At 44.3% G+C, this 26,843-nt stretch carries 25 protein-coding genes and 2 tRNA genes; 16 read left to right on the forward strand and 11 right to left on the reverse strand.

All coding sequences use genetic code 11. The features are described 5' to 3' along the window. Positions 1 to 26: 26 nt before the first annotated feature. The gene (rfbA, locus tag HMPREF1254_RS09650; RefSeq protein ID WP_023058488.1) at positions 27 to 908 is read right to left on the reverse strand and encodes a glucose-1-phosphate thymidylyltransferase RfbA; all 882 of its coding nucleotides are present in this window, start codon (positions 906 to 908) and stop codon (positions 27 to 29) included. Between the two features lie 298 nt (positions 909 to 1,206). Here rfbA and HMPREF1254_RS09655 point away from each other — a divergent pair, with 298 nt between their 5' ends. From HMPREF1254_RS09655 to rny, 4 genes are all read left to right on the forward strand, one after another. After that, complete coding sequence (locus HMPREF1254_RS09655) at positions 1,207 to 1,836, forward strand: hypothetical protein (RefSeq protein WP_023058409.1); 630 nt, start codon at positions 1,207 to 1,209, stop codon at positions 1,834 to 1,836. A gap of 138 nt (positions 1,837 to 1,974) precedes the next feature. After that, positions 1,975 to 2,268, forward strand: coding sequence for a hypothetical protein (locus tag HMPREF1254_RS09660; RefSeq protein WP_036872006.1), 294 nt, complete (start codon positions 1,975 to 1,977; stop codon positions 2,266 to 2,268). Positions 2,269 to 2,276: 8 nt separating this feature from the next. After that, the gene (locus HMPREF1254_RS09665) at positions 2,277 to 2,579 is read left to right on the forward strand and encodes a cell division protein ZapA (protein WP_023058501.1); all 303 of its coding nucleotides are present in this window, start codon (positions 2,277 to 2,279) and stop codon (positions 2,577 to 2,579) included. A 172-nt stretch (positions 2,580 to 2,751) separates the two neighbouring features. Beyond that, on the forward strand, positions 2,752 to 4,284 hold the full coding sequence (gene rny, locus HMPREF1254_RS09670; RefSeq protein WP_023058456.1) for a ribonuclease Y: 1,533 nt from the start codon (positions 2,752 to 2,754) through the stop codon (positions 4,282 to 4,284). A gap of 435 nt (positions 4,285 to 4,719) precedes the next feature. On the opposite strand, the gene HMPREF1254_RS09675 is transcribed toward rny, so the two are convergent. After that, complete coding sequence (locus tag HMPREF1254_RS09675) at positions 4,720 to 5,385, reverse strand: MgtC/SapB family protein (RefSeq protein ID WP_023058432.1); 666 nt, start codon at positions 5,383 to 5,385, stop codon at positions 4,720 to 4,722. A 142-nt stretch (positions 5,386 to 5,527) separates the two neighbouring features. Between HMPREF1254_RS09675 and HMPREF1254_RS09680 the strand changes: the two genes are divergently transcribed. Then, positions 5,528 to 6,733, forward strand: a complete 1,206-nt coding sequence (locus HMPREF1254_RS09680; protein WP_023058478.1) for an L-serine ammonia-lyase — start codon at positions 5,528 to 5,530, stop codon at positions 6,731 to 6,733. A 27-nt stretch (positions 6,734 to 6,760) separates the two neighbouring features. On the opposite strand, the gene HMPREF1254_RS09685 is transcribed toward HMPREF1254_RS09680, so the two are convergent. From HMPREF1254_RS09685 to HMPREF1254_RS09695, 3 genes are read right to left on the reverse strand one after another with little or no spacing between them, the layout of a single operon-like run. Then, positions 6,761 to 8,299: a DUF5687 family protein gene (locus tag HMPREF1254_RS09685; RefSeq protein ID WP_023058413.1), complete on the reverse strand. Its 1,539-nt coding sequence runs from the start codon at positions 8,297 to 8,299 to the stop codon at positions 6,761 to 6,763. A gap of 57 nt (positions 8,300 to 8,356) precedes the next feature. Beyond that, a complete protein-coding gene (locus HMPREF1254_RS09690; protein WP_036878948.1) occupies positions 8,357 to 8,989 on the reverse strand; it encodes a LolA-like putative outer membrane lipoprotein chaperone in 633 nt (210 codons plus the stop codon). A 13-nt stretch (positions 8,990 to 9,002) separates the two neighbouring features. Further along, the gene (locus tag HMPREF1254_RS09695; RefSeq protein ID WP_036891223.1) at positions 9,003 to 11,471 is read right to left on the reverse strand and encodes an FtsK/SpoIIIE family DNA translocase; all 2,469 of its coding nucleotides are present in this window, start codon (positions 11,469 to 11,471) and stop codon (positions 9,003 to 9,005) included. A gap of 109 nt (positions 11,472 to 11,580) precedes the next feature. Here HMPREF1254_RS09695 and HMPREF1254_RS09700 point away from each other — a divergent pair, with 109 nt between their 5' ends. From HMPREF1254_RS09700 to tilS, 3 genes are read left to right on the forward strand one after another with little or no spacing between them, the layout of a single operon-like run. Then, positions 11,581 to 12,249, forward strand: coding sequence for a 3'-5' exonuclease (locus HMPREF1254_RS09700; RefSeq protein ID WP_023058492.1), 669 nt, complete (start codon positions 11,581 to 11,583; stop codon positions 12,247 to 12,249). Beyond that, positions 12,224 to 13,408: a class I SAM-dependent rRNA methyltransferase gene (locus HMPREF1254_RS09705; RefSeq protein WP_023058384.1), complete on the forward strand. Its 1,185-nt coding sequence runs from the start codon at positions 12,224 to 12,226 to the stop codon at positions 13,406 to 13,408. The genes HMPREF1254_RS09700 and HMPREF1254_RS09705 overlap by 26 nt, the downstream gene beginning before the upstream one ends. Beyond that, positions 13,401 to 14,726 carry a tRNA lysidine(34) synthetase TilS gene (gene tilS / locus HMPREF1254_RS09710; protein ID WP_023058503.1) on the forward strand — a complete coding sequence of 442 codons (1,326 nt, stop codon included), beginning with the start codon at positions 13,401 to 13,403 and terminating at the stop codon, positions 14,724 to 14,726. Before HMPREF1254_RS09705 ends, tilS begins: the two co-directional genes overlap by 8 nt. Before the next feature lie 173 nt (positions 14,727 to 14,899). On the opposite strand, the gene kdsB is transcribed toward tilS, so the two are convergent. Beyond that, on the reverse strand, positions 14,900 to 15,652 hold the full coding sequence (gene kdsB, locus HMPREF1254_RS09715; RefSeq protein WP_023058445.1) for a 3-deoxy-manno-octulosonate cytidylyltransferase: 753 nt from the start codon (positions 15,650 to 15,652) through the stop codon (positions 14,900 to 14,902). Positions 15,653 to 15,758: 106 nt separating this feature from the next. On the opposite strand from kdsB, the gene HMPREF1254_RS09720 reads away from it, so the two are divergent. From HMPREF1254_RS09720 to HMPREF1254_RS09730, 3 genes are read left to right on the forward strand one after another with little or no spacing between them, the layout of a single operon-like run. Continuing rightward, positions 15,759 to 16,892 (forward strand): phosphatidylinositol-4-phosphate 5-kinase, encoded by a 1,134-nt coding sequence (locus HMPREF1254_RS09720; protein WP_036891219.1) that lies wholly within the window; start codon positions 15,759 to 15,761, stop codon positions 16,890 to 16,892. Between the two features lie 43 nt (positions 16,893 to 16,935). After that, entirely contained in the window at positions 16,936 to 19,005 is a 2,070-nt protein-coding gene (locus HMPREF1254_RS09725; RefSeq protein WP_023058424.1) for an alpha amylase C-terminal domain-containing protein, read from the forward strand. 34 nt (positions 19,006 to 19,039) lie between these two features. Then, positions 19,040 to 20,176: a DUF6057 family protein gene (locus HMPREF1254_RS09730; protein WP_231385846.1), complete on the forward strand. Its 1,137-nt coding sequence runs from the start codon at positions 19,040 to 19,042 to the stop codon at positions 20,174 to 20,176. 50 nt (positions 20,177 to 20,226) lie between these two features. Here HMPREF1254_RS09730 and HMPREF1254_RS09735 read toward each other — a convergent pair whose 3' ends face one another. The 5 genes from HMPREF1254_RS09735 to HMPREF1254_RS09755 form a co-directional block, all read right to left on the reverse strand. Further along, positions 20,227 to 20,694: a hypothetical protein gene (locus HMPREF1254_RS09735; protein WP_023058397.1), complete on the reverse strand. Its 468-nt coding sequence runs from the start codon at positions 20,692 to 20,694 to the stop codon at positions 20,227 to 20,229. Between the two features lie 84 nt (positions 20,695 to 20,778). Further along, positions 20,779 to 21,372, reverse strand: coding sequence for a crossover junction endodeoxyribonuclease RuvC (gene ruvC, locus HMPREF1254_RS09740; RefSeq protein ID WP_023058410.1), 594 nt, complete (start codon positions 21,370 to 21,372; stop codon positions 20,779 to 20,781). A 12-nt stretch (positions 21,373 to 21,384) separates the two neighbouring features. Further along, entirely contained in the window at positions 21,385 to 22,029 is a 645-nt protein-coding gene (locus HMPREF1254_RS09745) for an MBL fold metallo-hydrolase (protein WP_023058483.1), read from the reverse strand. 35 nt (positions 22,030 to 22,064) lie between these two features. Next, positions 22,065 to 22,691, reverse strand: a complete 627-nt coding sequence (gene rsmG / locus HMPREF1254_RS09750) for a 16S rRNA (guanine(527)-N(7))-methyltransferase RsmG (protein WP_023058440.1) — start codon at positions 22,689 to 22,691, stop codon at positions 22,065 to 22,067. Next, positions 22,682 to 23,533 (reverse strand): RsiV family protein, encoded by an 852-nt coding sequence (locus HMPREF1254_RS09755; RefSeq protein ID WP_023058408.1) that lies wholly within the window; start codon positions 23,531 to 23,533, stop codon positions 22,682 to 22,684. Before HMPREF1254_RS09755 ends, rsmG begins: the two co-directional genes overlap by 10 nt. A gap of 25 nt (positions 23,534 to 23,558) precedes the next feature. On the opposite strand from HMPREF1254_RS09755, the gene HMPREF1254_RS09760 reads away from it, so the two are divergent. From HMPREF1254_RS09760 to HMPREF1254_RS09780, 5 genes are all read left to right on the forward strand, one after another. Continuing rightward, positions 23,559 to 24,194 carry an HAD family hydrolase gene (locus HMPREF1254_RS09760; protein ID WP_023058459.1) on the forward strand — a complete coding sequence of 212 codons (636 nt, stop codon included), beginning with the start codon at positions 23,559 to 23,561 and terminating at the stop codon, positions 24,192 to 24,194. A 110-nt stretch (positions 24,195 to 24,304) separates the two neighbouring features. Then, positions 24,305 to 25,741, forward strand: a complete 1,437-nt coding sequence (locus tag HMPREF1254_RS09765; protein ID WP_036878965.1) for a right-handed parallel beta-helix repeat-containing protein — start codon at positions 24,305 to 24,307, stop codon at positions 25,739 to 25,741. A gap of 5 nt (positions 25,742 to 25,746) precedes the next feature. Next, the gene (cdd, locus tag HMPREF1254_RS09770) at positions 25,747 to 26,226 is read left to right on the forward strand and encodes a cytidine deaminase (protein WP_023058441.1); all 480 of its coding nucleotides are present in this window, start codon (positions 25,747 to 25,749) and stop codon (positions 26,224 to 26,226) included. 129 nt (positions 26,227 to 26,355) lie between these two features. Beyond that, positions 26,356 to 26,442 (forward strand) — tRNA-Ser (locus tag HMPREF1254_RS09775). 21 nt (positions 26,443 to 26,463) lie between these two features. Beyond that, positions 26,464 to 26,535, forward strand: a tRNA-Glu gene (locus tag HMPREF1254_RS09780). The last annotated feature ends 308 nt before the right edge of the window (positions 26,536 to 26,843 follow it).

Below are 26,843 nucleotides of genomic sequence, written 5' to 3' on the forward strand. Positions count from 1 at the left end.
CTGTTTGTTCTTTTCCAGCCATTTTCTTAAATGGTTCTGTTGGCGATGTCTGCCAAGTATTTTCCATAATTGTTTTTCAACATGGGTTCTGCTAGTTTCTTAAGTTGTTTGGCGTCAATCCATCCTTGCTTGAAAGCGATTTCTTCCAGGCAGGCGACTTTCAATCCCTGTCTTTTTTCAATCACCTCAATAAAGGTGCTTGCCTCCGAAAGACTGTCGTGTGTTCCGGTGTCTAACCATGCGAAGCCACGTTGCAGAGTCTTAACTTGTAGTTGTTGTCGTTCAAGGAATGTTTGGTTGACAGTCGTGATTTCCAGTTCTCCTCGTTCGCTTGGCTTGATTTTCTTTGCAATGTCAATCACGGAGTTTGGGTAGAAGTACAGTCCCACTACAGCATAATTACTTTTAGGATGTGCGGGCTTTTCTTCAATGCTAAGGCATTTACCTTGATCGTCAAATTCCACCACGCCATACCGTTCAGGGTCGTTCACATAGTAGCCGAAAACAGTTGCTTTGTTTCTTTGTTCGGCATCTTCTAAGCTTTGTTTCAGCATAGCGGTGAATCCCGCTCCGTAAAATATATTGTCACCCAGCACAAGGCATGCGGAGTCGTTACCAATAAAATCTTCACCCAGGATGAACGCTTGTGCCAATCCGTCAGGACTTGGCTGTTCAACGTATGAAAACTCTACACCGAGTTCATGACCATCGCCAAGAAGTCTCTTGAATCCTGGTAGGTCATAGGGTGTCGAAATGATGAGAATTTCTTTGATTCCGGCCAGCATCAAAACTGATACCGGGTAATAAATCATGGGCTTGTCAAAAATAGGAATGAGCTGTTTGCTTATTCCTTTGGTAATGGGATAAAGGCGTGTTCCGGAGCCACCGGCTAAAACGATTCCTTTCATTCTTTGAATCCAATTGGTTATTTATCTGACAATCGTGACAGGATTGTAGTTGTTATGGCTATCACTTGAACAATCAATTCGTATGTTTTATGGAGCCTTGGTTGCTAATAAGGCACAAGATTCATACTTGTTGAACTTTTTCAAAAGTTGTGTACAAAGGTATAAATAATTATTGAAATAGGAAAGCGCTACAGCTAAATTTGTATCTTTTGTTTTGTATATTTATTGTTTTGTCATACCTTTGTAGAGATTTAAGAAAAATCTCGTGGTCACAAAATGAATTTAATTTTACAATATAATGGCAAATTTATTATCTAAACTGTTTGGAAAGAAAGATGGAAAAGAAACTACCGGTGGGATGGAAGACTACATGACGCTCATCAGGGTTTACTTTCAATCCGCTATTGCAGCCCAATTGGGTATCAATAACTTAAAGATGCTGCCGGATCTCCGGACGTTCAAAATCACTCTGCGCGTGCCCACTGTAAACAACAAGCTGGGAGTGGGCGAGAAAGCACGATGCAAAAACATGTTGAAAGAAATGTATCATACGGATGATATCTTTTTCAAAGAAATCGATCAGAGTATTCGTAAGAATTGTCGTAAGCTGGAAGATGTGCAGCCATACTTGCTTCAGTTTCAGGGTTTCACCCAAGAGCTGATGATGCTCGTGGGAAACTTGATGAAGTTTAAGTTGCGTATGCCATCCATTTTCAAGAGTGCGTTGTATACCATGACAGAAAAGACCGTGAACGACATCTTCAACAAAAACGATTATAAGGATGCCGGCGTCATCAAGGCTGTCGTTGCAGTGCGGCAATACGATAAACGACTGGGATTCTCACAAAAGTGGACCACCGATTTCATTCATCAGGTAGTTATGCTGGCTAAAAAAGAACCGAAACCAGGAAATGAGAACCAAAAATAACAACCAATGAAACCAAACATGATGATTGGTTAGCGAAAGTGACAATGTCTGCAAAGATTAAAGTAATGGATAAAAAAATTACTGATAATTTGTGATTGTCAATTTATTAAGCTAAATTTGTGACCAAATTGTATGTCGATGGATGCTAATGAGAAGACACTAACGCTCTTTACTACTCGCATGAGGCAGATGGTTCTCCAGTACAAGGAAACTAAACAGGAGAACAGCAGCCTGTATGCCATGGTTGATGAGCGCGATGCCAAGATAAAACAGCTCGAGGCAAAGTTAGATCAGGCGCAAAAAGACTACAACAGTCTCAAACTGGCCAAGATGATTGAAATTTCCACCACTGACCTCGAAGTGGCCAAGAAACGGTTGTCAAAGCTGATAAGAGATGTTAATAAATGTATCACGCTACTGAATGAAAAGTAATCGGAGCGATGGCAGGAGACAATAGAGATAAACTACAGATAAGATTGCATGTTTACGATACCGACATGAGCGTCACGGTCATGCGGGAGGATGAAGAGTATTATCGTAAGGCAGCCAAGCTTATTACCAACACTGTGAATACTTACGCTTCTGTTTTCAAGGCAAAGAGAAGCGAGAAGGATATACTCTATATGGCATTGATAGACATAGCATTGCGTTACGAGAAAGAGTCGGCTCGCAATGATGTGGCACCATATAGTCAAATCATATCTCAATTAACTTCTGAAATTGAAGATGCGCTGAAGGAGTAGTTCACCCCTTCCATCACGCACGCTTACGTAGTAGGAAGTTATTTCTTTCCATACCGTTCTGATTTTTGGTGGAGATGTATGGTGCAACGTGTAGATTGCCGCGCTTACGCATGATACTTCCGACCTCTTTCATTTATGTAGTTATTATAAATGAAATTTAAATTTAAAAATAATGAGTATAGTAATTGTTGCCATCGTAGCGCTGATTCTTGGCGGACTGGGTGGCTATGCGATTTTCCGTTACGTTGTCAAGGGAAAATATAATGAATTGGTAGCAGCCGCTGACAAAGAGGCTGAAGTTATTAAGGAAAAGAAACTGTTGGAGGTCAAGGAGAAATTCTTGAACAAAAAGTCTGAGTTGGAGAAAGAAGTTCAACTTCGCAACCAAAAAATCCAACAGACCGAGAACAAGCTCAAGCAAAGAGAAATTGGATTGACCCAGCGTCAGGAAGAACTTGGACGTAGAAAACAGGAGGTGGATAATCAGCAACAACGCATCGAAAATGAAAAGAAATTGTTGCAAATCAAACAGGCTGAGCTTGACAAAATGCAACTACAAGAGCGCAACATGCTGGAAGAACTCTCCGGACTGAGTGCAGAAGAAGCAAAAAGCAGATTGATAGAAAGCCTGAAAGACGAGGCACGTACAGATGCAGCTGGCTACATCAATGAAATCATAGACGAGGCTAAGCTCAACGCGAACCAAGAGGCTAAGAAGATTGTCATACAGACCATCCAGCGCGTAGCTACAGAGACGGCCATTGAAAATTCTGTCAGCGTCTTCCACATTGACAACGACGAGGTGAAAGGTCGCATCATTGGACGCGAGGGACGCAACATCCGTGCCTTGGAAGCTGCAACGGGAGTAGAAATCGTTGTAGACGACACGCCCGAAGCCATCGTTATCTCTGCGTTCGATCCAGTGCGTCGAGAGGTTTGCCGTTTGGCTCTTCACCAGCTCGTTGCCGATGGACGTATCCACCCCGCACGTATAGAAGAGGTGGTGGCAAAGGTAAAGAAGCAGCTTGATAACGAAATCATTGAAACGGGCAAACGTACCGTGATAGACTTAGGTATTCATGGTCTGCACCCAGAATTGGTGCGCATCGTAGGTAAGATGAAATATCGTTCAAGCTATGGACAGAACCTCCTTCAGCATGCGCGTGAAACCGCTAATCTCTGTGCGGTGATGGCGTCAGAGCTGGGGCTCAATCCTAAGAAAGCAAAGCGTGCAGGACTTTTACACGACATCGGTAAGGTACCTGATGAGGAGAGTGAACTGCCCCACGCACTGTATGGTGGTAAGTTAGCTGAAAAATACAAGGAGAAACCGGATATTTGCAATGCTATCGCAGCCCACCATGATGAGGTAGAGATGCAAACCCTGCTGGCTCCCATTGTCCAGGTGTGTGATGCCATCTCGGGTGCGCGCCCTGGTGCACGACGCGAAATTGTGGAAGCATATATCAAACGACTGAATGACCTCGAGGCCATCGCCATGAGTTATCCTGGTGTGACAAAGACTTATGCTATACAGGCTGGTCGCGAACTTCGCGTCATCGTTGGTGCTGACCAGATGGATGACGCCGAAACACTGAAGTTGTCAGATGATATTGCTACCAAGATTCAAAACGAGATGACCTATCCCGGTCAAGTAAAAATCACCGTCATTCGCGAGACACGCAGCGTGGCCTATGCTAAATAAGAAATGATAAGAATTATATATATACTGTACGCGTGAATAAAAAAAGGTGTGTCAAGATGTTGATGCACCTTTTTTGGTGCCTAATCAATCAAAAAACTACAGCTATCCACTCATCGAGAATGCGCTGAATGACAAATCCATCGAACGCATGTGCGGGTGACCATAGCGTGAAAGCTATTTGTTGCGCCTTGTGGGTAGGGGTTATGCGGAGGCGTTTCGCACAGCAACTCCTTTGGTCAGTCACCGACTACTTCACATTTAACGGATTCAATCCCATTGAGTTTGTCGTCCAATCTCTATGACTTTAGATGCTAATCTCTATGACTTTAGATGCCAATCTCTATGACTTTAGACACCAAACCCATAGACTTTGGAAACCAACCCCATTGACTTTGAAAATCGATTGATAAATGGATGCAAGTTAAAGCAAAAGTTTTACTCGATACTTTCTACTGTAACTCCCTCAAAATGAGAAATTAAAGACAAGATATGGTTATTGGCTTTGGCTCGCTTGATGGTTATTTCCATTTCGACGTTGTAGCTTGTTCCTGTGCCAAATTTTTCAGGGTGAATTTCGTATGAGTTGATAGTTATCTTTTCTTGGTCAAGATGATTCAGGATTTCTTGAATGTGTTGCTTGTCAGAAGCAATAAATGTTAGATTAATGTTTCGGTTGCCAAAACGCTTCATCGTATAATTCAACGTTTCCAAGCAGGCAAGCACCATGACTGTTGAAGCCACAGCAATGACGTACATACTAGCCCCGCATGCCAGACCGATGGCAGCCGTTGCCCATAAACCGGCGGCTGTTGTGAGTCCGCGGATGACCTGTTTTTGGAAAATAATAGTGCCGGCACCGATGAAACCAATGCCCGATACAACTTGTGAAGCAATACGCGAAGGATCCAAAGATACATTTGGCTGTGTGGCAAGAATGTGTTCAAAACCGTACTGAGATACCACCATGAAGAGTGCACTGCCCAGGCCTACGAGAAAGTGCGTGCGAAAACCTGCTTCTTTGGCTCTGTATTCGCGTTCTAAACCGATGAGACCGCCTAAAAGGGCAGCTATCATTATGCGAAGAATCAAATTGATGTCCATATTATACCTTTATTCATGCGAAGATAAATAAAAATTCATAAAATAGCAAACTAGCATTAGAAAAATAGCTACCTTTGTACTAGATTGTATGTTGATGCAGACAAATCATCGATTTAAGTCGATCAAAAACAAACGTGAAGTTATGAAATCGTTGAAAGAATTATATAAAATAGGTAGGGGACCCTCCAGCAGTCATACCATGGGACCTCAATTGGCTTCTAAGATATTCTTGGAGAAGTATCCTCATGCCCATAGTTATGAAGTGACGCTCTATGGCAGTTTGGCCGCAACGGGCAAAGGGCACATGACTGATGTTGCTATAACCGACGTAGTAGGCGTGGACCATAAGTTGGAAATAGTGTGGAAGCCCAAGATTTTTCTTCCATTCCATCCCAACGGAATGGAGTTCAAGGCTTTTGGTGAACATCAGGAGCTGTTGGGCAGCTGGGTAGTATATAGCGTTGGTGGCGGTGCCTTGTCAGAAGGAAAAGGCGATGATGATCTGTTTGACACCCCAGATGTATACGACCTGAACACCATGAACGACATTATGAAGTGGTGTGAGTCTAATGGTCGAAGCTACTGGGAATATGTCGCCATGTGTGAAGGTGATGACATCTGGGACTATCTCATGGAATGTTGGAACGTGATGAAAGCGGCTGTGGAACGTGGCATCAATCATGAAGGAGTGCTGCCCGGTCCCCTGAATCTTCGCCGAAAAGCGCCCAGCTTCTATGTGAAGGCGACAGGGTACAAGAGGTCTTTGCAAACGCGTGGACTTGTATATGCATACGCACTCGCGGTGAGTGAGGAGAATGCTTCCGGTGGAACTATTGTCACAGCTCCTACCTGTGGTGCCTCTGGTGTGATGCCAGCGGTGTTGTATCATTTGGCCAAGGGACACGAATTCAGTGATACGCGCATCCTACACGCTATGGCCACGGCCGGACTGTTTGGCAACATCGTGAAGCACAATGCATCTATCTCTGGCGCTGACGTAGGATGTCAGGGCGAGGTGGGCGTGGCTTGCGCTATGGTTGCTGCGGCAGCATGCCAGTTGTTTGGTGGCAGTAACATGCAAATAGAGTATGCGGCCGAGATGGGACTTGAACATCATCTGGGCATGACCTGCGACCCAGTATGTGGTTTGGTTCAGATTCCGTGTATCGAGCGCAACGCTTTTGCCGCAACCCGGGCATTGGACGCGAACTTATATGCCTCATTTTCAGACGGCAAGCATCGTGTGTCGTTTGACAAGGTTGTGAGAGTGATGAAAAGAACAGGACACGATTTACCTTCGCTTTATAAAGAAACCAGTGAAGGAGGTCTGGCCGCAGTGATATCTTAGTCTAGCTTTTTAATGAGCGTGTCTGCGTTATCGTGAGCTTTGAAAGCCTTCCAGCAGTTGGTATTTCTTCCGCATCATCCTATTATAAATGTTGCGAAGCCAAAGCTTACTGGTGGCGATGAACACTATGCCAACAGCTAACATGGATGCATAGACCTGTTGTTCGCCCATGAAACCATTCAATGTAGTAATGAGGATGCTGGGTACGAAGAGGCATCCCATGGTGACGGCCAGTTGTCTGTAATTGTTTTCCATTCCGGCTTTACTTATGTATTTGGTGTTGAGCGGTAAGGTTTGCTTGTTGTAGACGGCCATTTGAAAGAGAATGAAATATTGCAAACCAGCCGTAAACACAGCATAAGCCAGGAGCATGAGCAATGACCATTTGCCAACAACGACTGTTGGAATCATCAACAGGAAGGGTACTAACAACATAGCGCAGTAGAATATATATTTCGCTTTGAGGAGCAATAGAATGTTTTCTTGGTGTACCATGAGACAATCTATGTAGTTGCCTTCATTGCACATGATGCGTGTCAGCATCACCGCACCAAAGACAACAAAGTTGTAACAACCCAAGAACGAAACCATGGCACCGCTGTCGTAGATGTCTGTAAAAGAGAGGAAGACAGAGAAAACGAACACCACACTGACGGAGGTAATGAAACTTTTTCGGGGATTCTTGTTGCGCAATAGGTTTTTTACCTCAAGTTGTAGGTAAAGACCTGTTTGTCCAAACCGTTCAAAAAACGAAAGCTTATTGACATGGTGCAGGTTCGTTTTTTCTATATGCATCAATTCTGACTGGATGTGTGAATACTGAATGTGCCGGTTGATGGAGATAAGAAGAGTCAATAAGGCCACAGGGACGAGGTAGGGGAGTGGGCTCCCGTCTGTGATGAAACGTCCTATGTTGGTATAAAAATCAAACAGGTAATCCAGTCTGGCATGCTTGCCTAAATACCAAGGCATGGCCATAATGGCATAAACCATGCCCACCAGTAACCACCAAAGTGCACTGTCATTGATTAAGGTTCGTGCAATATGATACCATTGTGTATTGACCAGTATGAGTAGCCAAAAGAAAAACAATATGCCGAGTGAAGCCCAAACGCCAGAACTGAAGACGACCGACATCAAAATATACGGAACCAGAAAAGCGAACCAGGAGAAATTGTATCCGGAAAGAAGTGTTGTTCCGATGAAATTGTCAATGCAAGAATACTTAGAAATGGGCAACAGAACGTAGGGCTTGATGAGCTGTGCGGGGATTTCTTGAACCGCAAATCTGGAGAAAAAATCAAGCACAAGGATGAAAGGAATTGTTCCGCAGACAAATTCAACTGGGGTGTAGGAGCGGCTGTCATTGGCTGCCAAAGACAAAAGAATGGCGATGAAGCAAAGATAAACGAATCCAAAAATGGTCATTCCCCACATGACATACTTGGCAGCCTTGTTTTGTTGAAAACTTAAATTGCGTTTTTCGGCCAGTTTCCGATGACGCCAAATCATCTTGAACAAGTCAACTCGCTGTTTGAAATCTGATAACAGATGTGATCGTTGCATTGAGTTCATGTGGTTAAATATTGATCAGTGATTTCTTATTCGATAGTTTTGCAGTGGCTATCTCAAATCAATGACCTCGGCAGACGGCATGTCTTTCGATCGAAATACGAAAGTGCTGTTGGGAAGGTTCTTGGCTTTGAAGTTGCTGATGTTGATGACGGTCCAGCTACCCCCTTGTTTAATCTTCACTTGTGACGGACTGTAGGTTCGCTTGTTGATGTAGATGTACATTTCAGGGATACCATTGTTCTTGTTTTGGGCAACCATGTGTACTTCGTAATTGTTTCCCCTTACTTGATGATTCAATCGATATCCCGCCTTATACATGTTGATGAAGGTATAGGGATTCATGGAGATTTGCTGCGAACGCGACGGGTTAGAGATGTTCACCTCGTTGGTGCTCTTCATGTAACTCCACTGTGTTTTGCCGTCAAACCACACCATGGCTTGGGGTGTTCGTGCATGAAACTTGTTGCCCTTGATGGCAATAGTACCGGAAGTCTTTCCCATCTTCGCGCTTGAAATCGTGAAGTTGGCACTCGCACCACCTGCTCTTCCAACTACTTGTGCTGTCCTGTCCAGTATTTTTCGGGTCTGCGAACTACCTTGACTGTTTGCATTTGTATATAAAGTGACAGCAAATAGGAATAGGATAACTCTCTGTACGTTTAAAAATAGATATCTTTTCATTTTATTATTTCTTTTATGTTGAATGGATGGCAGCAATGATTGAGTTGAGTGAAGCTTCGTCTTGTACCAGCACATCCCTTGGTTTGCTTCCTTGAGCAGAGCCAACAATACCGGCCGCTTCGAGCTGATCCATCAGCCTTCCCGCACGGTTGTACCCTATAGAGAACCGTCTTTGTATCATACTTGTCGAGCCTATCTGACTTGTGACGATGGCATGAGCAGCTTCTTCGAAGAAGGGATCAAGACTTTGTATGTCGCCACCTCCAGCACCACCGTTACCTGTTTTACCGTCAACAGCAGGCTCGGGCAACTCCAAAGGTAACACCGGACCGGGCTGACTGGCTATGAATTGATTGATTCTCTCAATCTCTGGCGTGTCAACAAATGCACACTGAACGCGAACAGGCTCGTTTCCATTGAGGAAAAGCAGGTCACCCCGTCCCACTAGTTGGTTGGCACCAGGGCGGTCAAGGATGGTTCTCGAGTCGATCATGGCACTTACCTTGAAGGCCATTCTGCCGGGGAAGTTGGCCTTGATGTTACCAGTAATGATGTTGGCGGTGGGTCGTTGAGTGGCGATAACCATGTGTATGCCCACGGCACGGGCCAACTGTGCGATGCGAGTGATAGGGGCTTCAACCTCTCTTCCTGCGGTCATGATTAGATCACCATACTCATCAATCACCACAACGATGTAGGGCATGTATTCATGTCCTTTGGTTAAGTTTAGCTGGTGATTGATGAATTTCTTGTTATACTCCTTGATATTCCTCGCTCCGGCTATCTTCAGCATGTCGTAGCGATGATCCATCAAGGTGCAAAGTGAATTAAGCGTCCTAACTACTTTTGTCACATCGGTGATGATAGGCTCATCATCATTGTCTGGAGCTGATGCCATGAAGTGGTCTGTAATAGGAGAGTAAACACTGAATTCCACCTTTTTTGGGTCGATTAAGACAATCTTCAATTCATTGGGATGCTTCTTGTAGAGTAGTGAAGTGATGATAGCATTCAGTCCAACAGACTTACCCTGTCCCGTTGCGCCAGCAACCAAAAGATGTGGAATCTTTGCCAAATCCACCATAAAGACCTCGTTAGTGATGGTCTTTCCTATGGCTAAAGGCAGCTCCATGGTTGACTCTTGGAACTTTTTAGAGTTCAAGATGCTTTCCATGGATACGATGGTCGGCTTCTTGTTGGGCACCTCAATACCAATGGTACCCTTTCCTGGGATGGGCGCGATGATGCGTATTCCCAATGCTGCAAGGCTTAAAGCGATGTCATCCTCCAGGTTTCTGATTTTTGAGATACGTACTCCCTCGGCTGGTGTAATCTCATATAGGGTGATAGTTGGGCCTACCGTGGCCTTAATCTCACGGATTGAAACACCAAAACTGTTGAGTACTTCTACGATACGAGCATTATTAGCCTTGATTTCATCCATGTCTACTAGTGGCTTGTTGTCGCTCTCGTATTTCTTTAACAAGTCAAGTCCGGGATATTTATACTTTAAAAAAGGCTCTTTGGGATTAATAGGCGTCTTGAAAACCTCTTCTGCAGTCAATGTTTTGCCAGATGCTTTCTCATCTTCAGCAGCCACTTCTACCGTCAGATGCGACGCTTCATCTTCACTTGAAGGCTGCGTGGAAGCAGGCTTTCCGTTGGATTTCTTCGTTGGAGTGCTGATAAATTTAGACACATCCGTTAAATCTACCACTGTTGGCGTTGGGTCTTCAGCATCATCAGATGACGTGTCATCACTGGTTAGAACTCCATCTTCCTCTTCTGTCTTAACCGCAGAAGCGGCGTTATCATGACGGGCGAGATTCGTTACCGTGAATGGAATCTTACGAGTTAAGTACTTCACGGGGTTCAATGCCTTTCGAATCACTTCTATTGTTTCAGCACTTAAATAGGTTAAAAACGCCAGTGCCACCAGCAACAAGATGGCGGTTAATCCGGGAGGACCTACTAAATTCTCTAATTGTTGTACGCAGAACATGCCATGTCGACCACCAGGATTGAACACAAGTTCACCCATCAGCGGTGTTGCAAACTTGGCAAGCGTGACAGAACTCCATATCATGACGAGCGTCATGCCAAGAGACCATTTCCATAGGTTAATCTTGTAGACTTTCATCAAGCTAAGTCCCAGCAAAATGATGAAAAGAGGTATCAGAAATGCGGGAATGCCGAAGTTGACGGCAATCAATGTATAAGCAATGATAGCACCGATACTTCCGCAATAATTAGAGAAGGTTCGGTCAGCATTCATCCATTCTCTTGGCCTCAAATCCTCGAGTATACTCTGGTCTGCCTGTCCTGTATAAAAATAAGAAACCATTGCAATGATGACATACACTGCAATGACCAATAGGATAGCTCCTAAGAGAAAATCTGTTTTTTCGTTACTGAAGATATTTTGAAAGCCTACAGCTTCACCCACATTCTTAGGTTTTCGCTCAGGCTTTTTCCTTTTTATTCCCATATCAAGTCTATGTGATTTGAATGCAAAAATAGCGTAAATATGTCAGAATCCTTCACGTTTTGATAACTTTTTTCTATTTTTGCAATTCATAAGAATATGGGTTATGAAGAGAACTATCTATAGCAAATTCAACAAGGAAGCCATCCACACACTCCCACAAGTTTTATTTCCAGGTCGAATCATTGTCGTGACCACCGAAAAAATGGCAGAAAAAGCTGTGAAATTCTTGTTGTCTCAAGACCTCTTGGGCGTAGATACCGAAACGCGTCCCGTATTCAGAAAAGGACAATCTTATCAAGTTTCATTGTTTCAGGTTGCCACCAAGGAGGTTTGTTTCTTGTTTCGACTTAATATGTTAGGCATCACTCCAGCCATCAAAATGTTGTTGGAGAATACGCAAACCAAGATGATTGGATTGTCGTGGCATGACGACTTGTTGATGCTGCATAGAAGATCAGAATTCAAGAAAGGATATTTCATTGATTTACAAGATATTGTTGGAGAACTCGGAATCAAAGATTTAAGTCTTCAGAAGTTGTATGCAAACCTCTTTCATCAAAAGATTAGCAAGCGTCAACGCCTCACCAATTGGGATCAGGAGAACCTCACGGATAAACAAAAGCTATACGCAGCCACTGACGCATGGGCCTGTATCATGTTGTATGAAGAAATTCTTAGGCTGAAAGAAACGGGCGATTATACGCTCATACCTGACGAAGAAGAAAATAACGCTAAACAAGTAAAAGATGACAACCAAAACCATACAGCTTAAAAGGGGTAAAGAAGAGTCGCTTAAACGTTTCCATCCTTGGATTTTCTCTGGTGCAATCCTTCGGATGGACGATGGGATTGAAGAAGGCGAACTTGTCAAAGTCGTAACCTTTCACCGAGAGTTCATTGCCATAGGGCATTACCAAATTGGCTCTATCGCTGTGCGAATATTGTCGTTTAGTGACATCACCATTGACCAAGAGTTTTGGAAGTCAAGACTAAAAGCAGCCTTGAACATGCGCATTGCCATTGGCATTGCCGACAATCCAACAAACAACACCTACCGATTGGTGCACGGTGAAGGCGACATGTTGCCAGGCTTAATCATTGATTGTTATGGAAAAACGGCCGTCATGCAAGCGCATAGCGTCGGCATGCACGTTGAACGACTGTCTATATGCGAGGCTCTCAGGAGCGTGATGGGCAGTCGTATCGAGCATGTTTTCTATAAAAGCGAGACCACCTTGCCGTTCAAGGCCGAATTGGGCCAACAAGATGGATTCCTCTACGGTGACAGTGATGACAACGTGGCTATCGAGAACGGACTGAAATTTCATGTGGATTGGTTGAAAGGGCAAAAGACAGGGTTTTTCGTTGACCAGCGTGAAAACCGCACTTTGCTTGAAAAATATGCTCAAAACCGCTCGGTTCTCAACATGTTTTGCTACACCGGAGGATTCTCTGTGTATGCCATGCGCGGTGGGGCCAAGCTCGTTCATTCGGTTGACAGCAGCGCCAAAGCTGTAGAGTTGACCAATGCGAACATCAAGTTGAACTTCCCGTCGGATGCCAGGCATGCGGCTTTCTGTGACGATGCTTTCAAGTATCTCAACGCTCATGATGCACAATACGACCTGGTGGTGCTGGATCCTCCCGCCTTTGCCAAGCATCGGGCGGCGCTACGCAATGCTTTGAAGGGCTATACCCGACTGAACGTTAAGGGGTTCGAACGCATCAAGCCCGGTGGAATACTGTTTACGTTCAGTTGCTCGCAGGTGGTAACGAAAGAAAACTTCAGGAATGCCGTGTTCACCGCGGCCGCCCAGTCCAAACGCAAGGTTCGCATCCTGCACCAGTTGCACCAGCCTGCCGACCATCCCATCAACATTTACCATCCCGAAGGAGAATATCTGAAGGGTCTCGTCTTATACGTTGAATAAGTTTGAGCATCATATTCAGCAATATATCTCATCTTTATCGTTGCTTCACAAAGATGAGTTATATCTGGTAGCCCTTTCTGGTGGAGCTGACAGCGTGTGTTTGCTTCGCTGCCTGAAGGCGCTGGGTTACCGCTTAGAAGCCATCCATTGCAATTTTCATTTACGCGGTGAAGAGTCGAATAGGGATGAGTTTTTTTGCCAAGAGTTGTGTCAAAAACTTGGCATCCCCTTGCATTTGGCGCATTTTGACACACGCTCTTATGCCCAGTTGCACCATGTGAGCATTGAAATGGCGGCGCGCGAGCTGAGATACGCCCATTTCAAAAACCTTTGTAAGGACATGGGTGCTGGTGGCGTGTGTGTGGGTCATCATCAGGACGACAGCGTAGAAACCATTTTAATCAACCTGGTTCGCTCAACCGGCATTCATGGATTGACGGGCATTGCGCCTAAAAACGATTATATATACAGACCACTACTTTGTGTAAGTCGCAAAGAGATAACCGGTTACCTGAAAACCATTCAACAGAATTATATTACCGACAGCACCAATTTAGTGCCAGATGTTCAGCGTAATAAAATGCGGTTGGAAGTGATTCCGCTCTTGGAAAGCATCAATCCAGCGGCACAGCAAAACATCCTGCAAACAGCCCTGCGCCTGGCTGATGTCGTGAGTATCCTTGACAGGTGGATGGAACGAGAGGCCAAGTGGAAAGCCCGTGGACCTTATTGGTATTTCCCCCTGGAGGAAGTTACGCACGAATATGTATTGTGGTATTTGCTAAAAAACTATCAATTTACCTCCAAGCAGGTTGACAGTATTTATGAAAACAGAAACAATGGCAGCGGAAGAGTGTGGACATCCAAGACACACGAGTTGCTGATTGACCGCGACCAACTGGTGTTGGCGCAGCGCAACAATGAAACACAGAAGCCACTCCCCATTCCCGAACCAGGTGTTTACCGCTTTGATACTAAGTTGAAAGTGAGGCTTTCCGTTATCTCCGCCCCCATATCGGCTCAAACCGTCAAGGATAAACGCTGTGCCTACATGGATTTTAACCAAGTAAGTTTTCCGTTAGTGCTCAGACCCGTCCAGCCGTCCGACCGCTTCCAGCCTTTCGGTATGAAAGGAACCAAATTGTTGAGCGACTACATGACCGACCGCAAGATGTCGCTGTTTGAGAAACGACGGCAATTGGTGCTGACCGATCATCAAGGACATATACTTTGGGTAGTGGAGGAGAGGCTGGCCGACCCCTATAAAATGACAAAAGCCACACGAACGGTTTTAAAAGTAGAAATGTTTCGCGAATGAACATCATCTTATCATATACCAGCGGTGCTTCCAACCAATTGAAAACCATAATAATACATAGATAGCTTTAAAACCATTGAGTTTGGCACTCAAACTCAATGCTTTTGATCCCCAAACTCAATGACTTTGCTGTTCAAAGTCCATGCTATTAAATATCCACCAACAGGACATTGTTATCTCACCCGCTGCAAGTGGCCTAAAAAGCGTTCGGCTCGGTCTAAATCTTCGGGTGTATCTATTCCTACAGTCTCAATGTCAGTGAGCCCAACCTTGATGCGGTAACCATTCTGCAACCACCTTAACTGTTCCAAACTTTCGGCCAATTCCAGCGAAGATTGCGGCAGCTGGGTGATTTCCCTGAGAACGTTTCTGCGGTAAGCGTAAATGCCCAGGTGCTTTAAAAAAGGATATTGGCTCATCCACTCGTCACCTTTTTTGTTCCTGATGAATGGGATGACCGACCTTGAGAAATACAGCGCATACCCATCTTTATCAACCACAATCTTAGGTGAGTTGGGATTTTCCAACGCCTCCTGGCTTTCAAACCGTTTTCCCAGCGTTGCTATTTGCGTCTTAGAATCGTCGAAGCAATGGCACAACGTTTCTATTTGTTGTCGCTGAATGAACGGCTCGTCGCCCTGAATGTTGAGCACCACGTCACACGTCAGTCCCAATTGCTCTACTGCTTCCTCGATTCTGTCTGTTCCACTTTGATGGTTTGGGCTGGTCATCACCGCTTTTCCGCCAAATGCTGTGACGGTATCAAAGATGCGATGGTCGTCAGTTGCGACGAAAGCATCTTCCAATACCAGTGAAACCTGCTCGTACACCCGTTGGATAACTGTCTTGCCATCCAGCATGGCCAATGGTTTTCCGGGGAAACGGGACGACCCGTAGCGCGCCGGTATGATACCTGTAAACTTCATAAAAAATCTAATTTAAGACGTACAAAGATACTAAATAATACTAATAATCTTTGCTGTCTCACTAAAAATAAGTACTTTTGGACGGTACAACAAAACCCGTTATCACGTGAAGAAAGAACTGTTATCTATCATATTGTTACTATTTCCATTCTATGTTTTTGCCCAAAAACTCACCTTGGGCTCCTGTACGATATCCGAAGGCGGGGGCAAAACTCGCGTCACTGGACAATACAAAGGAGAAATGTCTGGTGGCAAGCCTCAGGGAAAGGGCAACGTGCTTTACAGCAATGGTAACTCTTACGAGGGCGAGTTTGTAAAAGGCAAACGGCAGGGGTATGGCATCTATACGTTTGCGGATGGAGAAAAATATGAAGGTCAGTGGTTTCAAAACCAGCAGCATGGCCGAGGAACCTATTATTTCGCAAACAACAATAAGTATGTGGGATTGTGGTTTCGCGACTATCAGCAAGGACACGGTGTGATGTATTATTATAATGGTGACCGCTATGAGGGCAACTGGTATCAAGACAAACGCCAAGGCAAGGGAACTTACACCTTTTCAACCGGCGCCTATTACAAAGGGCAGTGGAAAGATGACGAGAAAAGTGGCAAGGGATACTTTGATTGGGGCGATGGTTCCAGCTATGACGGTCAGTGGCTGAACAATGTGCGTGAAGGAAAAGGACTTTACAAATATGCCGACGGTGACGTCTATTCAGGCGACTGGCGGGGCGACATCCAGAACGGTAAAGGTATCTATAAATTCCAAAACGGTGACGTATACGAAGGTGAATACGTTGAGGGCGAACGAACAGGAGAAGGCATCTTTCGTTTGGCCAACGGTGATAAATATACTGGAACGTTCAAAGATGGACAGAAAAACGGTGTGGGAACGATGACATGGGCCAATGGTGACCGATACACCGGGGTGTGGAAAAACGACTTGCAAAACGGAAAAGGAAAGCTGGTGAAGAAGAATGGCGATGTTTTTGAAGGTGACTTTAAGGCTGGGAAGGTGCATGGTGAAGTGATTATTCACTACGCCAACGGCAGCAAATACAAGGGTACGTTCAAGAATGGTAAGCGCAACGGCCCTGCCATAGAGGAGACTAAAGACGGCAAGCGATTTGAAGGATCGTATGTAGACGATGCCAGAGACGGCAAGTTTGTAGAGAAAGATCGCAACGGAAAGGTGGTCACTCGAGGTCATTACGAGCGAGGTCGCCGTTATGTGGATTAGACGTTTCTTATATATCATCATCTTATATTAAGTCTGTTCAATCATGAAAAATAATGCGTCACACCACCTAAAGGGTGCAGAAACAAAACATCAGGAAGAGGTAGCGAGTGAGTTGGGCATCATCAAGAATGATCCTTATCTGGAACCTTACGCCAACGCCATCCGCGGCAGGCATGAGCATGCGATGGCGACGCAACGCCGTTTGACGCAAAACGGAAAGTTTACTTTAAGCGAATTTGCATCGGGACACCATTATTTCGGGTTGCATCCAACTGCAGAGGGGTGGGTGTTCAGGGAGTGGGCACCCCATGCGACGGCCATTTATCTGGTTGGTGACTTCAATAATTGGGAAGAACGGCCTGAATATGCCGTCAAGCGTGTTGAGGGAACGGGCAACTGGGAATTGATGATGGACAAAACTTCCATCCACCATGGTGATCTTTACAAGATGCATGTATATTGGGAAGGTGGTCAGGGTGAGCGCATTCCGGCTTGGATAAACCGCGTGGTTCAAGACAATCAGACTAAGATTTTCTCGGCTCAGGTATGGTGTCCAGAGGAGCCTTATGCGTGGAAGATAACCAACTTTAAAGCCTCCAGAGATCCGTTGTTCATCTACGAATGCCACATAGGCATGGCGCAGGATGCCGAGAAGGTTGGTACATACACCGAATTTAAGGATTATGTGCTGCCGCGTATCGTGAAAGCTGGTTATAACTGCATACAGATTATGGCCATACAGGAGCATCCTTATTATGGCTCTTTTGGCTATCATGTCAGCTCATTCTTTGCAGCATCCTCGAGATTTGGTACACCGGAAGAACTCAAAGAGTTGATAGATGCAGCTCATCAGCAGGGCGTGGCCGTCATCATGGACATCGTGCACAGTCATGCGGTTAAGAATGTGGTTGAGGGACTGGGTAATCTTGCGGGCGATCCTAATCAGTATTTCTGTCCTGGTGACAGGCATGAGCATCCAGCATGGGATAGTTTGTGTTTTGATTATGGCAAGGATGAGGTGATGCACTTCCTGCTGTCCAACTGTAAATATTGGTTGGAGGAATTCCATTTTGATGGGTTCCGTTTCGACGGTGTCACCTCGATGCTCTATTATAGCCATGGATTGGGGGAGGCGTTTACCAACTATTCCGATTATTATAATGGTCACCAGGATGATGCGGCCATTTGTTATTTGACGCTGGCAAATCAGGTTATCCATGAAGTGAACCCAGATGCGATAACCATTGCAGAAGAGGTTAGCGGCATGCCGGGCTTGGCTGCCAAGGTGAAGGATGGCGGCTTGGGCTTTGATTACCGCATGTCTATGAACATACCCGACTTCTGGATCAAGACCATCAAAGAGCTGAAGGATGAAGATTGGAAACCCAGCTCCATCTTTTGGGAAATCAAGAACCGGCGTTCAGACGAGCAGACCATCTCGTATTGCGAAAGTCATGACCAGGCCTTGGTAGGTGATAAAACCATCATCTTCAGGCTGATTGACGCTGACATGTATTGGCACTTCAAGAAAGGTGATGAAAATGCTTTGGTTCATCGTGGTATAGCGCTTCACAAGATGATTAGGTTGGTCACTGCATCCACGATAAATGGAGGTTATCTTAACTTCATGGGTAACGAGTTCGGACATCCTGAATGGATTGATTTTCCAAGAGAAGGAAATGGATGGAGCCATAAATATGCCCGAAGACAGTGGAACCTGGTGGACAATCAGGAACTGGATTATCATTATTTGGGCGACTTCGACCGCGCGATGGTCAACCTGTTGAAATCACAGAAAGGATTCAACAAAACGGCGGTTCAGGAAATTTGGCATCATGATGGCGATCAAATACTGTGCTACATGCGGGGAGATTTGGTGTTTGTGTTTAACTTCTCGCCCTCCCAATCATTTGTAGATTATGGCTTTCTCACTCCGGCAGGAAGCTATCAAGTTGTGTTGAATACAGATGATCCCAAGTTTGGCGGTAATGGTTTGACAGACGATAGCGTGGAGCATTTGACCAATTTTGACCCCCTGTACGAAGAAGCAAACAAGGGCTGGCTTAAATTATACATACCAGCGCGCAGTGCCATGGTTTTGAAGAAACGCTAAACATCCCCTCTTGGTCACACAGCCTATAACTCGTTTGAATGATACGTTGTTGATACGTATGGTGTGCAGCATTTTGTTTTGTTGCTTTACTTTCGTGTATCTGTATGTGTACCAGGCTGATGTTTTGGCCGTGTCGCAACATGTACTGTCAGGAGGAAGAACCGCTTACCATGCCGGTGTCGGTGCGATATTGATTACCTTGACGCTCTATCTGGTGCATCTTGGCGTATCTTATGTCTGTCGTCCATCAGGAATAGGCTTCTCGCTTACCTTTTTCCCCTCATTACTGTTACTGACAATTCTGACAGATGTCAGTAATGACATTGACCGCCACTTTTCATTGGGATGGTGGTGGATAGCGGCACCTTTGCTGCTATTGGCCTATGGAGGTCTGATGTGGGTTCTCAAGAGAAACAGGCACGAAGTGGAAGAAGGAAAAGCACACGAAGACCTTGTGCATCTCTTGTGGCAAAATATCATGTTGCTGGGCGTGATGTTTGTGCTGGTAGGTCTGTTCAGTAATCATAACGTGGTATTTCATGAGCGCGCCAAAATGGAACAGGCTATCGTCAACAAGGAATACAAAGATGCGCTGGAGGTGGGGAAAAACGATTTGAAAACCGATTCAAACCTTGTGATGCTGCGTGCCTATTGCTTGTCAAAGACGCATAAAATGGGGGAGAGCCTGTTTGAATACCCTTTGATAGGCGAGTCCCAGTCGCTGCTGCCGAACGGCAGTTCGGTGAGAATGTTGTTGACATCAGATAAAGATGTGTATCGTTACATCGGTGTCATGCCCAGACAGCAGATGCCTGTCATGCGCTATTTGGAACTCATCACGGCGAGCAGAAAGGCCCAGAAACCAGCCGGAGATTATTTGTTATGCGGCTATTTGTTGGATAAAAATTTGGACAAGTTTGTGGTTCATCTTCCTCGTTACTATCATGTTGACAGCTTGTTGCCTAAACATTATCGTGAGGCATTAGTGCTTTATACCCATTCGCGTTCAGATCCAAAGCTGGTGTATCATGATGCGGTGGCAGATGCGGATTACAGAGATTATCAGGATTTGGAAAAAAAATATCCCGAAAAGATGGTCAGACAAACCAAAATTCGGGATATCTATGGGAAAACTTATTGGTACTACTTTCATTATCACCAGAAGAAGTGAGTAGTAATGTGCCCGTTGGGATGGTAACACCCCTTAGGCGAAACCTCTTTTTATTTCACTGCATTCAATGCTTTTACCCAATCGGTGTCAATAGAAAACTGCGTAATGAATTTTTCATTGTCTATGTATGCGTAGGTGATTTCTTTCTCCGGATCGTTGAATAGTGGATTTTGAACGGTGGCATTCTTGAATCGAGCCATCAAGATTTCTTTGTCTTGCTTATTGGATGAGCGAGCCAAACGCTTGACAAAGCTGTTGACAAAGTCAATCATGGCATTGGTTTGTCTGCCTAATTCCAACTCGGTGAAATGGTCGTTTTGCGCCGCTTTCGTGATAAGGTAGAAGATAGCGTCGGCCTTGAAAGTAGCAATTTTCCGCTCTTCCAAGTTTCTTTTCGTGTCGTTCTTGATTGCTTCAGCCTGGTGCATGATGCGATTTACTTCGTTGTAGATTTCTTGAGACATGGCATTCACTGCAAATGTGCAGGTGAAAGCGAGTAGCATAATGATTTTTTTCATAATTCTCTTATCTTTCTTGTTCTTGTTCTTAATTTGATATAATTGGGTGGTTATGAATCTTTTGAATGTTCTATTGTTGCTCTGTTACTTGGTAGAAGGATGTGAAAGTCTGTTTTTATTCTTGTTGATAAAGTCTTTCCAGCCGTGGTACTTGTTATCGACGCTTGGTCTTCCCATCTGAAGAAAATGGCAATAGGCTGCCCCGAGGGCGTCTGTGGCATCCATGAAATGTGGCATCTCGCTCTGAGTGATTTTCAAAAGTCTTTGAAGCATCCCTGCCACTTGTTCTTTACTGGCCTGACCTTGACCAGTGATAGCCATCTTAATCTTGAGCGGAGCATATTCATGAATGGGTACATCGTGGTGAATGGCCGCAGCGATGGCCACCCCTTGGGCACGTCCCAACTTTAACATGGACTGCACATTCTTTCCGAAGAAAGGTGCTTCAATGGCCATTTCATCGGGCAGATACTCTTCAATAATGCCAGTGACACGATCAAAAATGTGTCCTAATCGAAGGTAAGGATCATCAGTCTTACGCATGTCAATCACCCCCATGGCTACCATGGATGGCTTTCTTTCAAGAATTTTAATGACACCATAACCCATCACATTGGTACCGGGATCTATTCCCAGTATCACTTTTTCTTTGATTTGCTGTTGTTGGGGAGTTGTCATTGCGTATTCGTTTTAGCGATCCATATAGGGATTTCCTGCGAGTTCAGTGCCGATTGTTGTTGGTTCACCATGTCCAGGGTATATCTTAGTGTTGTCAGGAAGCTGTGAAAGCATTCTTAAACTCTGAATCATCTGGAACATGGAGCCTCCCTGAAGATCAGTTCTTCCGATGGATAGGTGAAACAATGTATCGCCTGAAAATGCAACATGCTCTTCTTGACAATAAAAAAACACGCTTCCAGGTGTGTGTCCCGGAGTTTCTATCAGAGTGAATTGGTGTGATCCGAAGGATATGGTGTCATCCGAGTTGAGATACTCACCCACACTTGGGAAATCGTCAGATAGCTTGACACCCGCAAACGCTTCAGCTTGTTCTTGCAGTAGTTGCATCAAAAAAGCGTCAGCCCGATGAACTTTCACCTTTAATCCGTATTCTTTGTAGATAAACTGATCGCCGAAATGGTGGTCGACATGTCCGTGCGTAGCGATGAAATCAACGGGGGTTAAACCTTGAGCTTCGATATATTGCGCTATGGCTTTGTGCTCTTTTTCATAAAAGGCTCCGCAATCAATGATGACACATTCCTTGGTATCATCATTGACTACATAGCAGTTCTCTTGCAGCATATTGCACACGAAGCATTTGATATTGAGCATATATTATTGTCTTTTAGTGTTGTTGTAAGATGAAATTAAAGTGGCAGATAGACAATGTTCTTTTCTTTGAACCACTCTTCGTCAAACCAATTGGATATCGAACAGGTCTCAACGATGCGTCTGAATGGTTTCGTCTCGGTGTCAAGATCGCCACCTTTCAAGCAGATGATTCCGTTTGGCAGTACGTTTCGTTGCTCCTTGGAAATGTTCTTCTTGGCGATTTTGAACAAGTCGGGTAGCGACATGGCGGCTCTGCTCACCACGAAATCATAGACACCTTTTTCTTCTTCGCCCCTGACATGCTTGGTTGCGACATTCTTTAGGCCGATGGAATGGGCAATTTCTTCGGCCACTCTAACTTTTTTTCCCGTTCCATCGATGAGTGTGAAGCTACATTTTGGAAACATAATGGCCAAGGGAATGCCAGGAAAGCCACCTCCTGTCCCTAGGTCTAAAACCCGTGTTTGGTCGATGAAACCGACCAATTTGGCAATAGACAGCGAATGCAAGACATGATGTTCATACAGATAGTCAATGTCTTTGCGTGATATGACGTTGATTTTTGCGTTCCAATCGCCGTACAGTTCTTGAAGCATGCCATATTGTTTTTTCTGCTCTACGGTTAACGAAGGGAAATATTTCAGTATCGCTTCTATGTCCATTTTAAATATTTCTTTAATTCAGATTTGCTCAAATCAACCCTCATCTCGCCGCATTCATGGGGCGCAATCTCATCTTCGCAGTAGATAAAAGTTATTTTATTCTTGCCAATGACATAATTATCTGTGATGTAAATATCGGCTTCTTTCAAACTTCCTGCCTGTTTTTGGAATTCAGTTCGATGATTTTTCAAACGTCTTTGAAACTTTTCAAGAATGATTTCTTTTGCAGATTCTTCATACCCCTCAATGAAAAGGTCTGACAAAGTGATTAACTCTCCTGTCTTCAAGTTGAAGTTTTTTGCGATCGTTTGACTTGATGTTTGTGACGATCCTGCCTCTGTTGACATGTAAATGATGTATGTGAGGATATCTTTTTGGTTGTTTTGGAGTTCCGATTTTAGCTGATAGCGTCTGTTATAGGTAGTTGGATTGACAGAATCTGCACGGTAAAGCGGACCATAAGTGTTGATGTATTCATCCATATATTGGCTTACAAATGTACGCAGGACCTTCTCCATGTCGGTTGACTCGTTTGTTTGAGATAAGCTATTTGTCATCAGAAAACCAGATTGAATCAACGCTTGGTTAATTTTCGGAGCGTTTTTTCCTCGCATACATTGCATTTGGATGGATACTTCACACTTGGGGGAGTGAGCGTTGTTAACCAGATACGTGGTAGAATCTATCGCAAAGGATATGGCTTGTAAACCGTATTTCTTCGCCAAGTTGTTGTGATTGTCATCACATCCTGATGCAAAAAGGGCGAGGACAATGACCCACAACAGATTCCTCATCTTCTCTTTTTTGTGCAAAAATACGAATATTTTTTGTACCTTTGACATGTCATTCTATAAAATAAGGTAAATAATGTTTAACACAGCACTTTTTGATTTAGATGGAGTCGTACTGGATACCGAGTCTCAGTATACCGTTTGTTGGGATCGGATAGGTAAGGTTTACAAGCCTGACATACCGCATTTTGCCCATCTTATCAAGGGACAGACACTGAATCAGATATTCAATCGGTATTTTAAAGACGAAGAAGAGGCGCAGCATGAAATAGAGAATCAGCTCATTGAGTTTGAAAAAAGTATGGATTACGCATACATTCCTGGCGTTGTTGCCTTTATTACAGACCTGAAACGGTATCAAGTTAATATGGCTATTGTGACAAGTAGCAATCAACAGAAAATGACAAATGTATATCAACGTCACCCAGAATTTGAAGTGTTCTTTGACGTCATCCTAACCAGTGAGGACTTTAAACGAAGTAAACCTGATCCAGATTGTTACCTTACGGCTGCTGCTCATTTCTCTGTTTCGCACAACCAATGTGTTGTGTTTGAAGATAGTATCAACGGATTGAAAGCGGGAAATGCCGCTCAAATGAAGGTTTGTGGACTGGCTACAACGAACTCTGTAGAGGTTATCGAGCCTTTGTCAGATATGGTTATGAATGACTTTGTTGGGGTGAGTTATGAAAAGTTGAGTGCAATGATTTAAACATATTTGTGTTGCCTCTCTTGCATTGACCATTGCTTATTTTACATTTCTTGTCAATACTTTATTGGGGCTGTCAAAAATAAATGATCACTTTTAGCGTTTATTCATTAATGAATATTCGATTGTCTATTATAGTTTGTTTGTTGACACTGATTGGTTTCACTGCATGTCATGATGAAGATACCTTTTCTTCATCACCCAATCATTTGTTGACATTCTCTTCTGACAGTATCAAGCTTGATACCGTCTTCTCCAACATTCCCTCGGCAGCCAAATCTTTTTGGGTTTATAATCATTCAGGAGAAGGCATTAGATGCTCTAACGTTAGGTTAGAACGGGGCAATCAGACTGGCTTTAGAGTCAATGTAGACGGTATTTACCTGGGTAAAGATGTGGGATATGCAACTTCAGAGATTGAAATTAGGAAGAATGATAGCATTCGTGTGTATGTAGAACTAACCGCTCCGGCTAAACATGCCGATGTGCCGCAACGCATTGAAGACAACCTTGTGTTTGCATTGGAGAATGGAAAGGAGCAAAAAGTTAATCTGAATGCCTATGCGTGGGATGCTATTTTCTTACGCGATCATCATATTTTGAATGATACTGTACTGACAGGAACCAAGCCCATTGTGGTGTTTGGAAAGCTGACTGTTGAAGAAAACAAGACTTTGCGCATAGCTGCCGGCACAACGCTGTATTTCGATCAGCATGCTGGTATTGACGTCTATGGTCGGCTGTCCATCGAGGGAGAACCGCAAAAAGAAGTCGTCTTGCGAGGCAACCGACTGGATCGTATGTTCGATTACCTGCCTTATGATGGGCTGAGTGGTCAGTGGCAGGGAGTACATATTTATCCTTCGTCCAACGAGAATGCCATTTCGTACGCCGATATCCATGGCGCATACAATGGCTTGGTAATTGATTCTGCCGACATAGCGAAACAAAAACTGGTCATGGCCAATTCAACCATCCACAACTGTCAAGGTTATGGCTTGCTCATTCGTCATGCGCAAGTTTCCATCAACAATTCTGTATTCAGCAATACCCTCAACGATTGCGTTTCAATAGATGGCGGGGATGTGGTGATGAACGGCTGTACCTTAGCGCAATTTTATCCATTTGACTCTAACAGAGGTGTGGCTTTAAGATTAAGTGCCGCATCTTCACCCTTAATACAATTCGTTTGTAACAACTCACTTGTTACGGGCTACTCCGCCCATGAGGTGATGAGAAACCCTGGAAAGGATGCCTCTCAGCTGCATTTCGCCTTTGAGAGCTGTCTGCTACGCATGCCTCGTGAAGAGTCAGCAGATAGTGTTTATTTTAAAAACGTGACATACGAAGATGTAAAAGATACGATTCAGGCTGGTCACAAGAACTTCCTTTTGATTGACACAGATAGCTTGAGGTATGATTTCAGATTGCGAGAAAAATCTTTGGCCATAGGAAAGGCCAATCAAGCAACATCCTTACCCTTGGACAGGGATGGCAGAAAGAGAGATGAACTGCCGGATATCGGCGCCTATGAATACTTTAAACCCTAACATACATGGAACAAATTGACATTAATATCTCGATTCAGAGTTATCAGCTCGATGAGCTTTCACCACAAGACCAAGAGTTGGTTCAGGCCGCCATCAAGGCCACTAAGAATGCATACGCAAATTACAGTCGCTTTTATGTGGGTGCTGCTTTAAGACTTGAAAATGGAAAAATGGTGATAGGAGCCAACCAAGAAAATGCTGCATTCCCATCTGGTTTATGCGCAGAGCGTACTGCTGTCTTTGCGGCTCAAGCCAACTATCCCGAAAGTCCCATTGAAACATTGGCCATTGTAGGCCGGAACGAGAAAGGCATATTGTCTGATCCCATCACACCTTGTGGAGCTTGTCGACAGGTTATACTGGAGATAGAAGATCGATACAAAAAGCCTATCAAAATTCTTTTATACGGTACTCAAAAAATCTATTGTGTCAGAAGCGTGAAAGATCTACTTCCGCTGTCGTTTGTAGACGATAATATGCGCTGAAATCTACTTGTTAATAAATTTTAAAAACAATCTTTTTTCATTACATAGGTTGCAGTATTCAGAAATAAACCATTACCTTTGCAACCGCATTTGAAACACAGTGCATTCTCCTTTACGATGAAAAGGAAGGGAAGTGTGGGTGAGTGGCTGAAACCACCAGTTTGCTAAACTGACGTGCGGGTTACCGTACCGGGGGTTCGAATCCCCCCGCTTCCGCAAAAGATACGTATACAAAACGGTCGGTTCATCTAATGGTTAGGATACAAGATTCTCAATCTTGGCATACGAGTTCGATTCTCGTACCGACTACAAAGTAACAAAACGCCTGTAAACTTTTTATGGTTTGCAGGCGTTTTTCTTTCCTCTTCACTGCTGGTTTTCAAGGGTCAGTCGTAAAACGGGTCAGTCGTAAAACCCAGTTGCAACCCCTCCCTCTCATGCACATAATTTCATAGGTATTTGTTATCTTTGCATCATGAAGACCGAGCAATTGTTGCGTTGTATCTTTCCAGAGATACTCGCAGATTATTTTGATGTGATAGATATCCAAGAGAGCATTTCCCAGATAGACTTCTGGTTGGATGAGCGCAACTTTATGGAAGAGGTAGACCGAAAGT

Source organism: Prevotella sp. BV3P1, from assembly GCF_000479005.1.
Taxonomy (GTDB): Bacteria; Bacteroidota; Bacteroidia; order Bacteroidales; family Bacteroidaceae; genus Prevotella.

Excerpts from the sequence above, each read along its gene's own strand:
- rfbA (WP_023058488.1), bottom strand. The coding sequence starts at position 908 with ATGAAAGGAATCGTTTTAGCCGGTGGCTCCGGAACACGCCTTTATCCC.
- HMPREF1254_RS09655 (WP_023058409.1), top strand. The coding sequence starts at position 1,207 with ATGGCAAATTTATTATCTAAACTGTTTGGAAAGAAAGATGGAAAAGAA.
- HMPREF1254_RS09660 (WP_036872006.1), top strand. The coding sequence starts at position 1,975 with ATGGATGCTAATGAGAAGACACTAACGCTCTTTACTACTCGCATGAGG.
- HMPREF1254_RS09665 (WP_023058501.1), top strand. The coding sequence starts at position 2,277 with ATGGCAGGAGACAATAGAGATAAACTACAGATAAGATTGCATGTTTAC.
- rny (WP_023058456.1), top strand. The coding sequence starts at position 2,752 with ATGAGTATAGTAATTGTTGCCATCGTAGCGCTGATTCTTGGCGGACTG.
- HMPREF1254_RS09675 (WP_023058432.1), bottom strand. The coding sequence starts at position 5,385 with ATGGACATCAATTTGATTCTTCGCATAATGATAGCTGCCCTTTTAGGC.
- HMPREF1254_RS09680 (WP_023058478.1), top strand. The coding sequence starts at position 5,528 with ATGAAATCGTTGAAAGAATTATATAAAATAGGTAGGGGACCCTCCAGC.
- HMPREF1254_RS09685 (WP_023058413.1), bottom strand. The coding sequence starts at position 8,299 with ATGCAACGATCACATCTGTTATCAGATTTCAAACAGCGAGTTGACTTG.
- HMPREF1254_RS09690 (WP_036878948.1), bottom strand. The coding sequence starts at position 8,989 with ATGAAAAGATATCTATTTTTAAACGTACAGAGAGTTATCCTATTCCTA.
- HMPREF1254_RS09700 (WP_023058492.1), top strand. The coding sequence starts at position 11,581 with ATGAAGAGAACTATCTATAGCAAATTCAACAAGGAAGCCATCCACACA.
- HMPREF1254_RS09705 (WP_023058384.1), top strand. The coding sequence starts at position 12,224 with ATGACAACCAAAACCATACAGCTTAAAAGGGGTAAAGAAGAGTCGCTT.
- kdsB (WP_023058445.1), bottom strand. The coding sequence starts at position 15,652 with ATGAAGTTTACAGGTATCATACCGGCGCGCTACGGGTCGTCCCGTTTC.
- HMPREF1254_RS09725 (WP_023058424.1), top strand. The coding sequence starts at position 16,936 with ATGAAAAATAATGCGTCACACCACCTAAAGGGTGCAGAAACAAAACAT.
- HMPREF1254_RS09735 (WP_023058397.1), bottom strand. The coding sequence starts at position 20,694 with ATGAAAAAAATCATTATGCTACTCGCTTTCACCTGCACATTTGCAGTG.
- ruvC (WP_023058410.1), bottom strand. The coding sequence starts at position 21,372 with ATGACAACTCCCCAACAACAGCAAATCAAAGAAAAAGTGATACTGGGA.
- HMPREF1254_RS09745 (WP_023058483.1), bottom strand. The coding sequence starts at position 22,029 with ATGCTCAATATCAAATGCTTCGTGTGCAATATGCTGCAAGAGAACTGC.
- rsmG (WP_023058440.1), bottom strand. The coding sequence starts at position 22,691 with ATGGACATAGAAGCGATACTGAAATATTTCCCTTCGTTAACCGTAGAG.
- HMPREF1254_RS09755 (WP_023058408.1), bottom strand. The coding sequence starts at position 23,533 with ATGTCAAAGGTACAAAAAATATTCGTATTTTTGCACAAAAAAGAGAAG.
- HMPREF1254_RS09760 (WP_023058459.1), top strand. The coding sequence starts at position 23,559 with ATGTTTAACACAGCACTTTTTGATTTAGATGGAGTCGTACTGGATACC.
- HMPREF1254_RS09765 (WP_036878965.1), top strand. The coding sequence starts at position 24,305 with ATGAATATTCGATTGTCTATTATAGTTTGTTTGTTGACACTGATTGGT.
- cdd (WP_023058441.1), top strand. The coding sequence starts at position 25,747 with ATGGAACAAATTGACATTAATATCTCGATTCAGAGTTATCAGCTCGAT.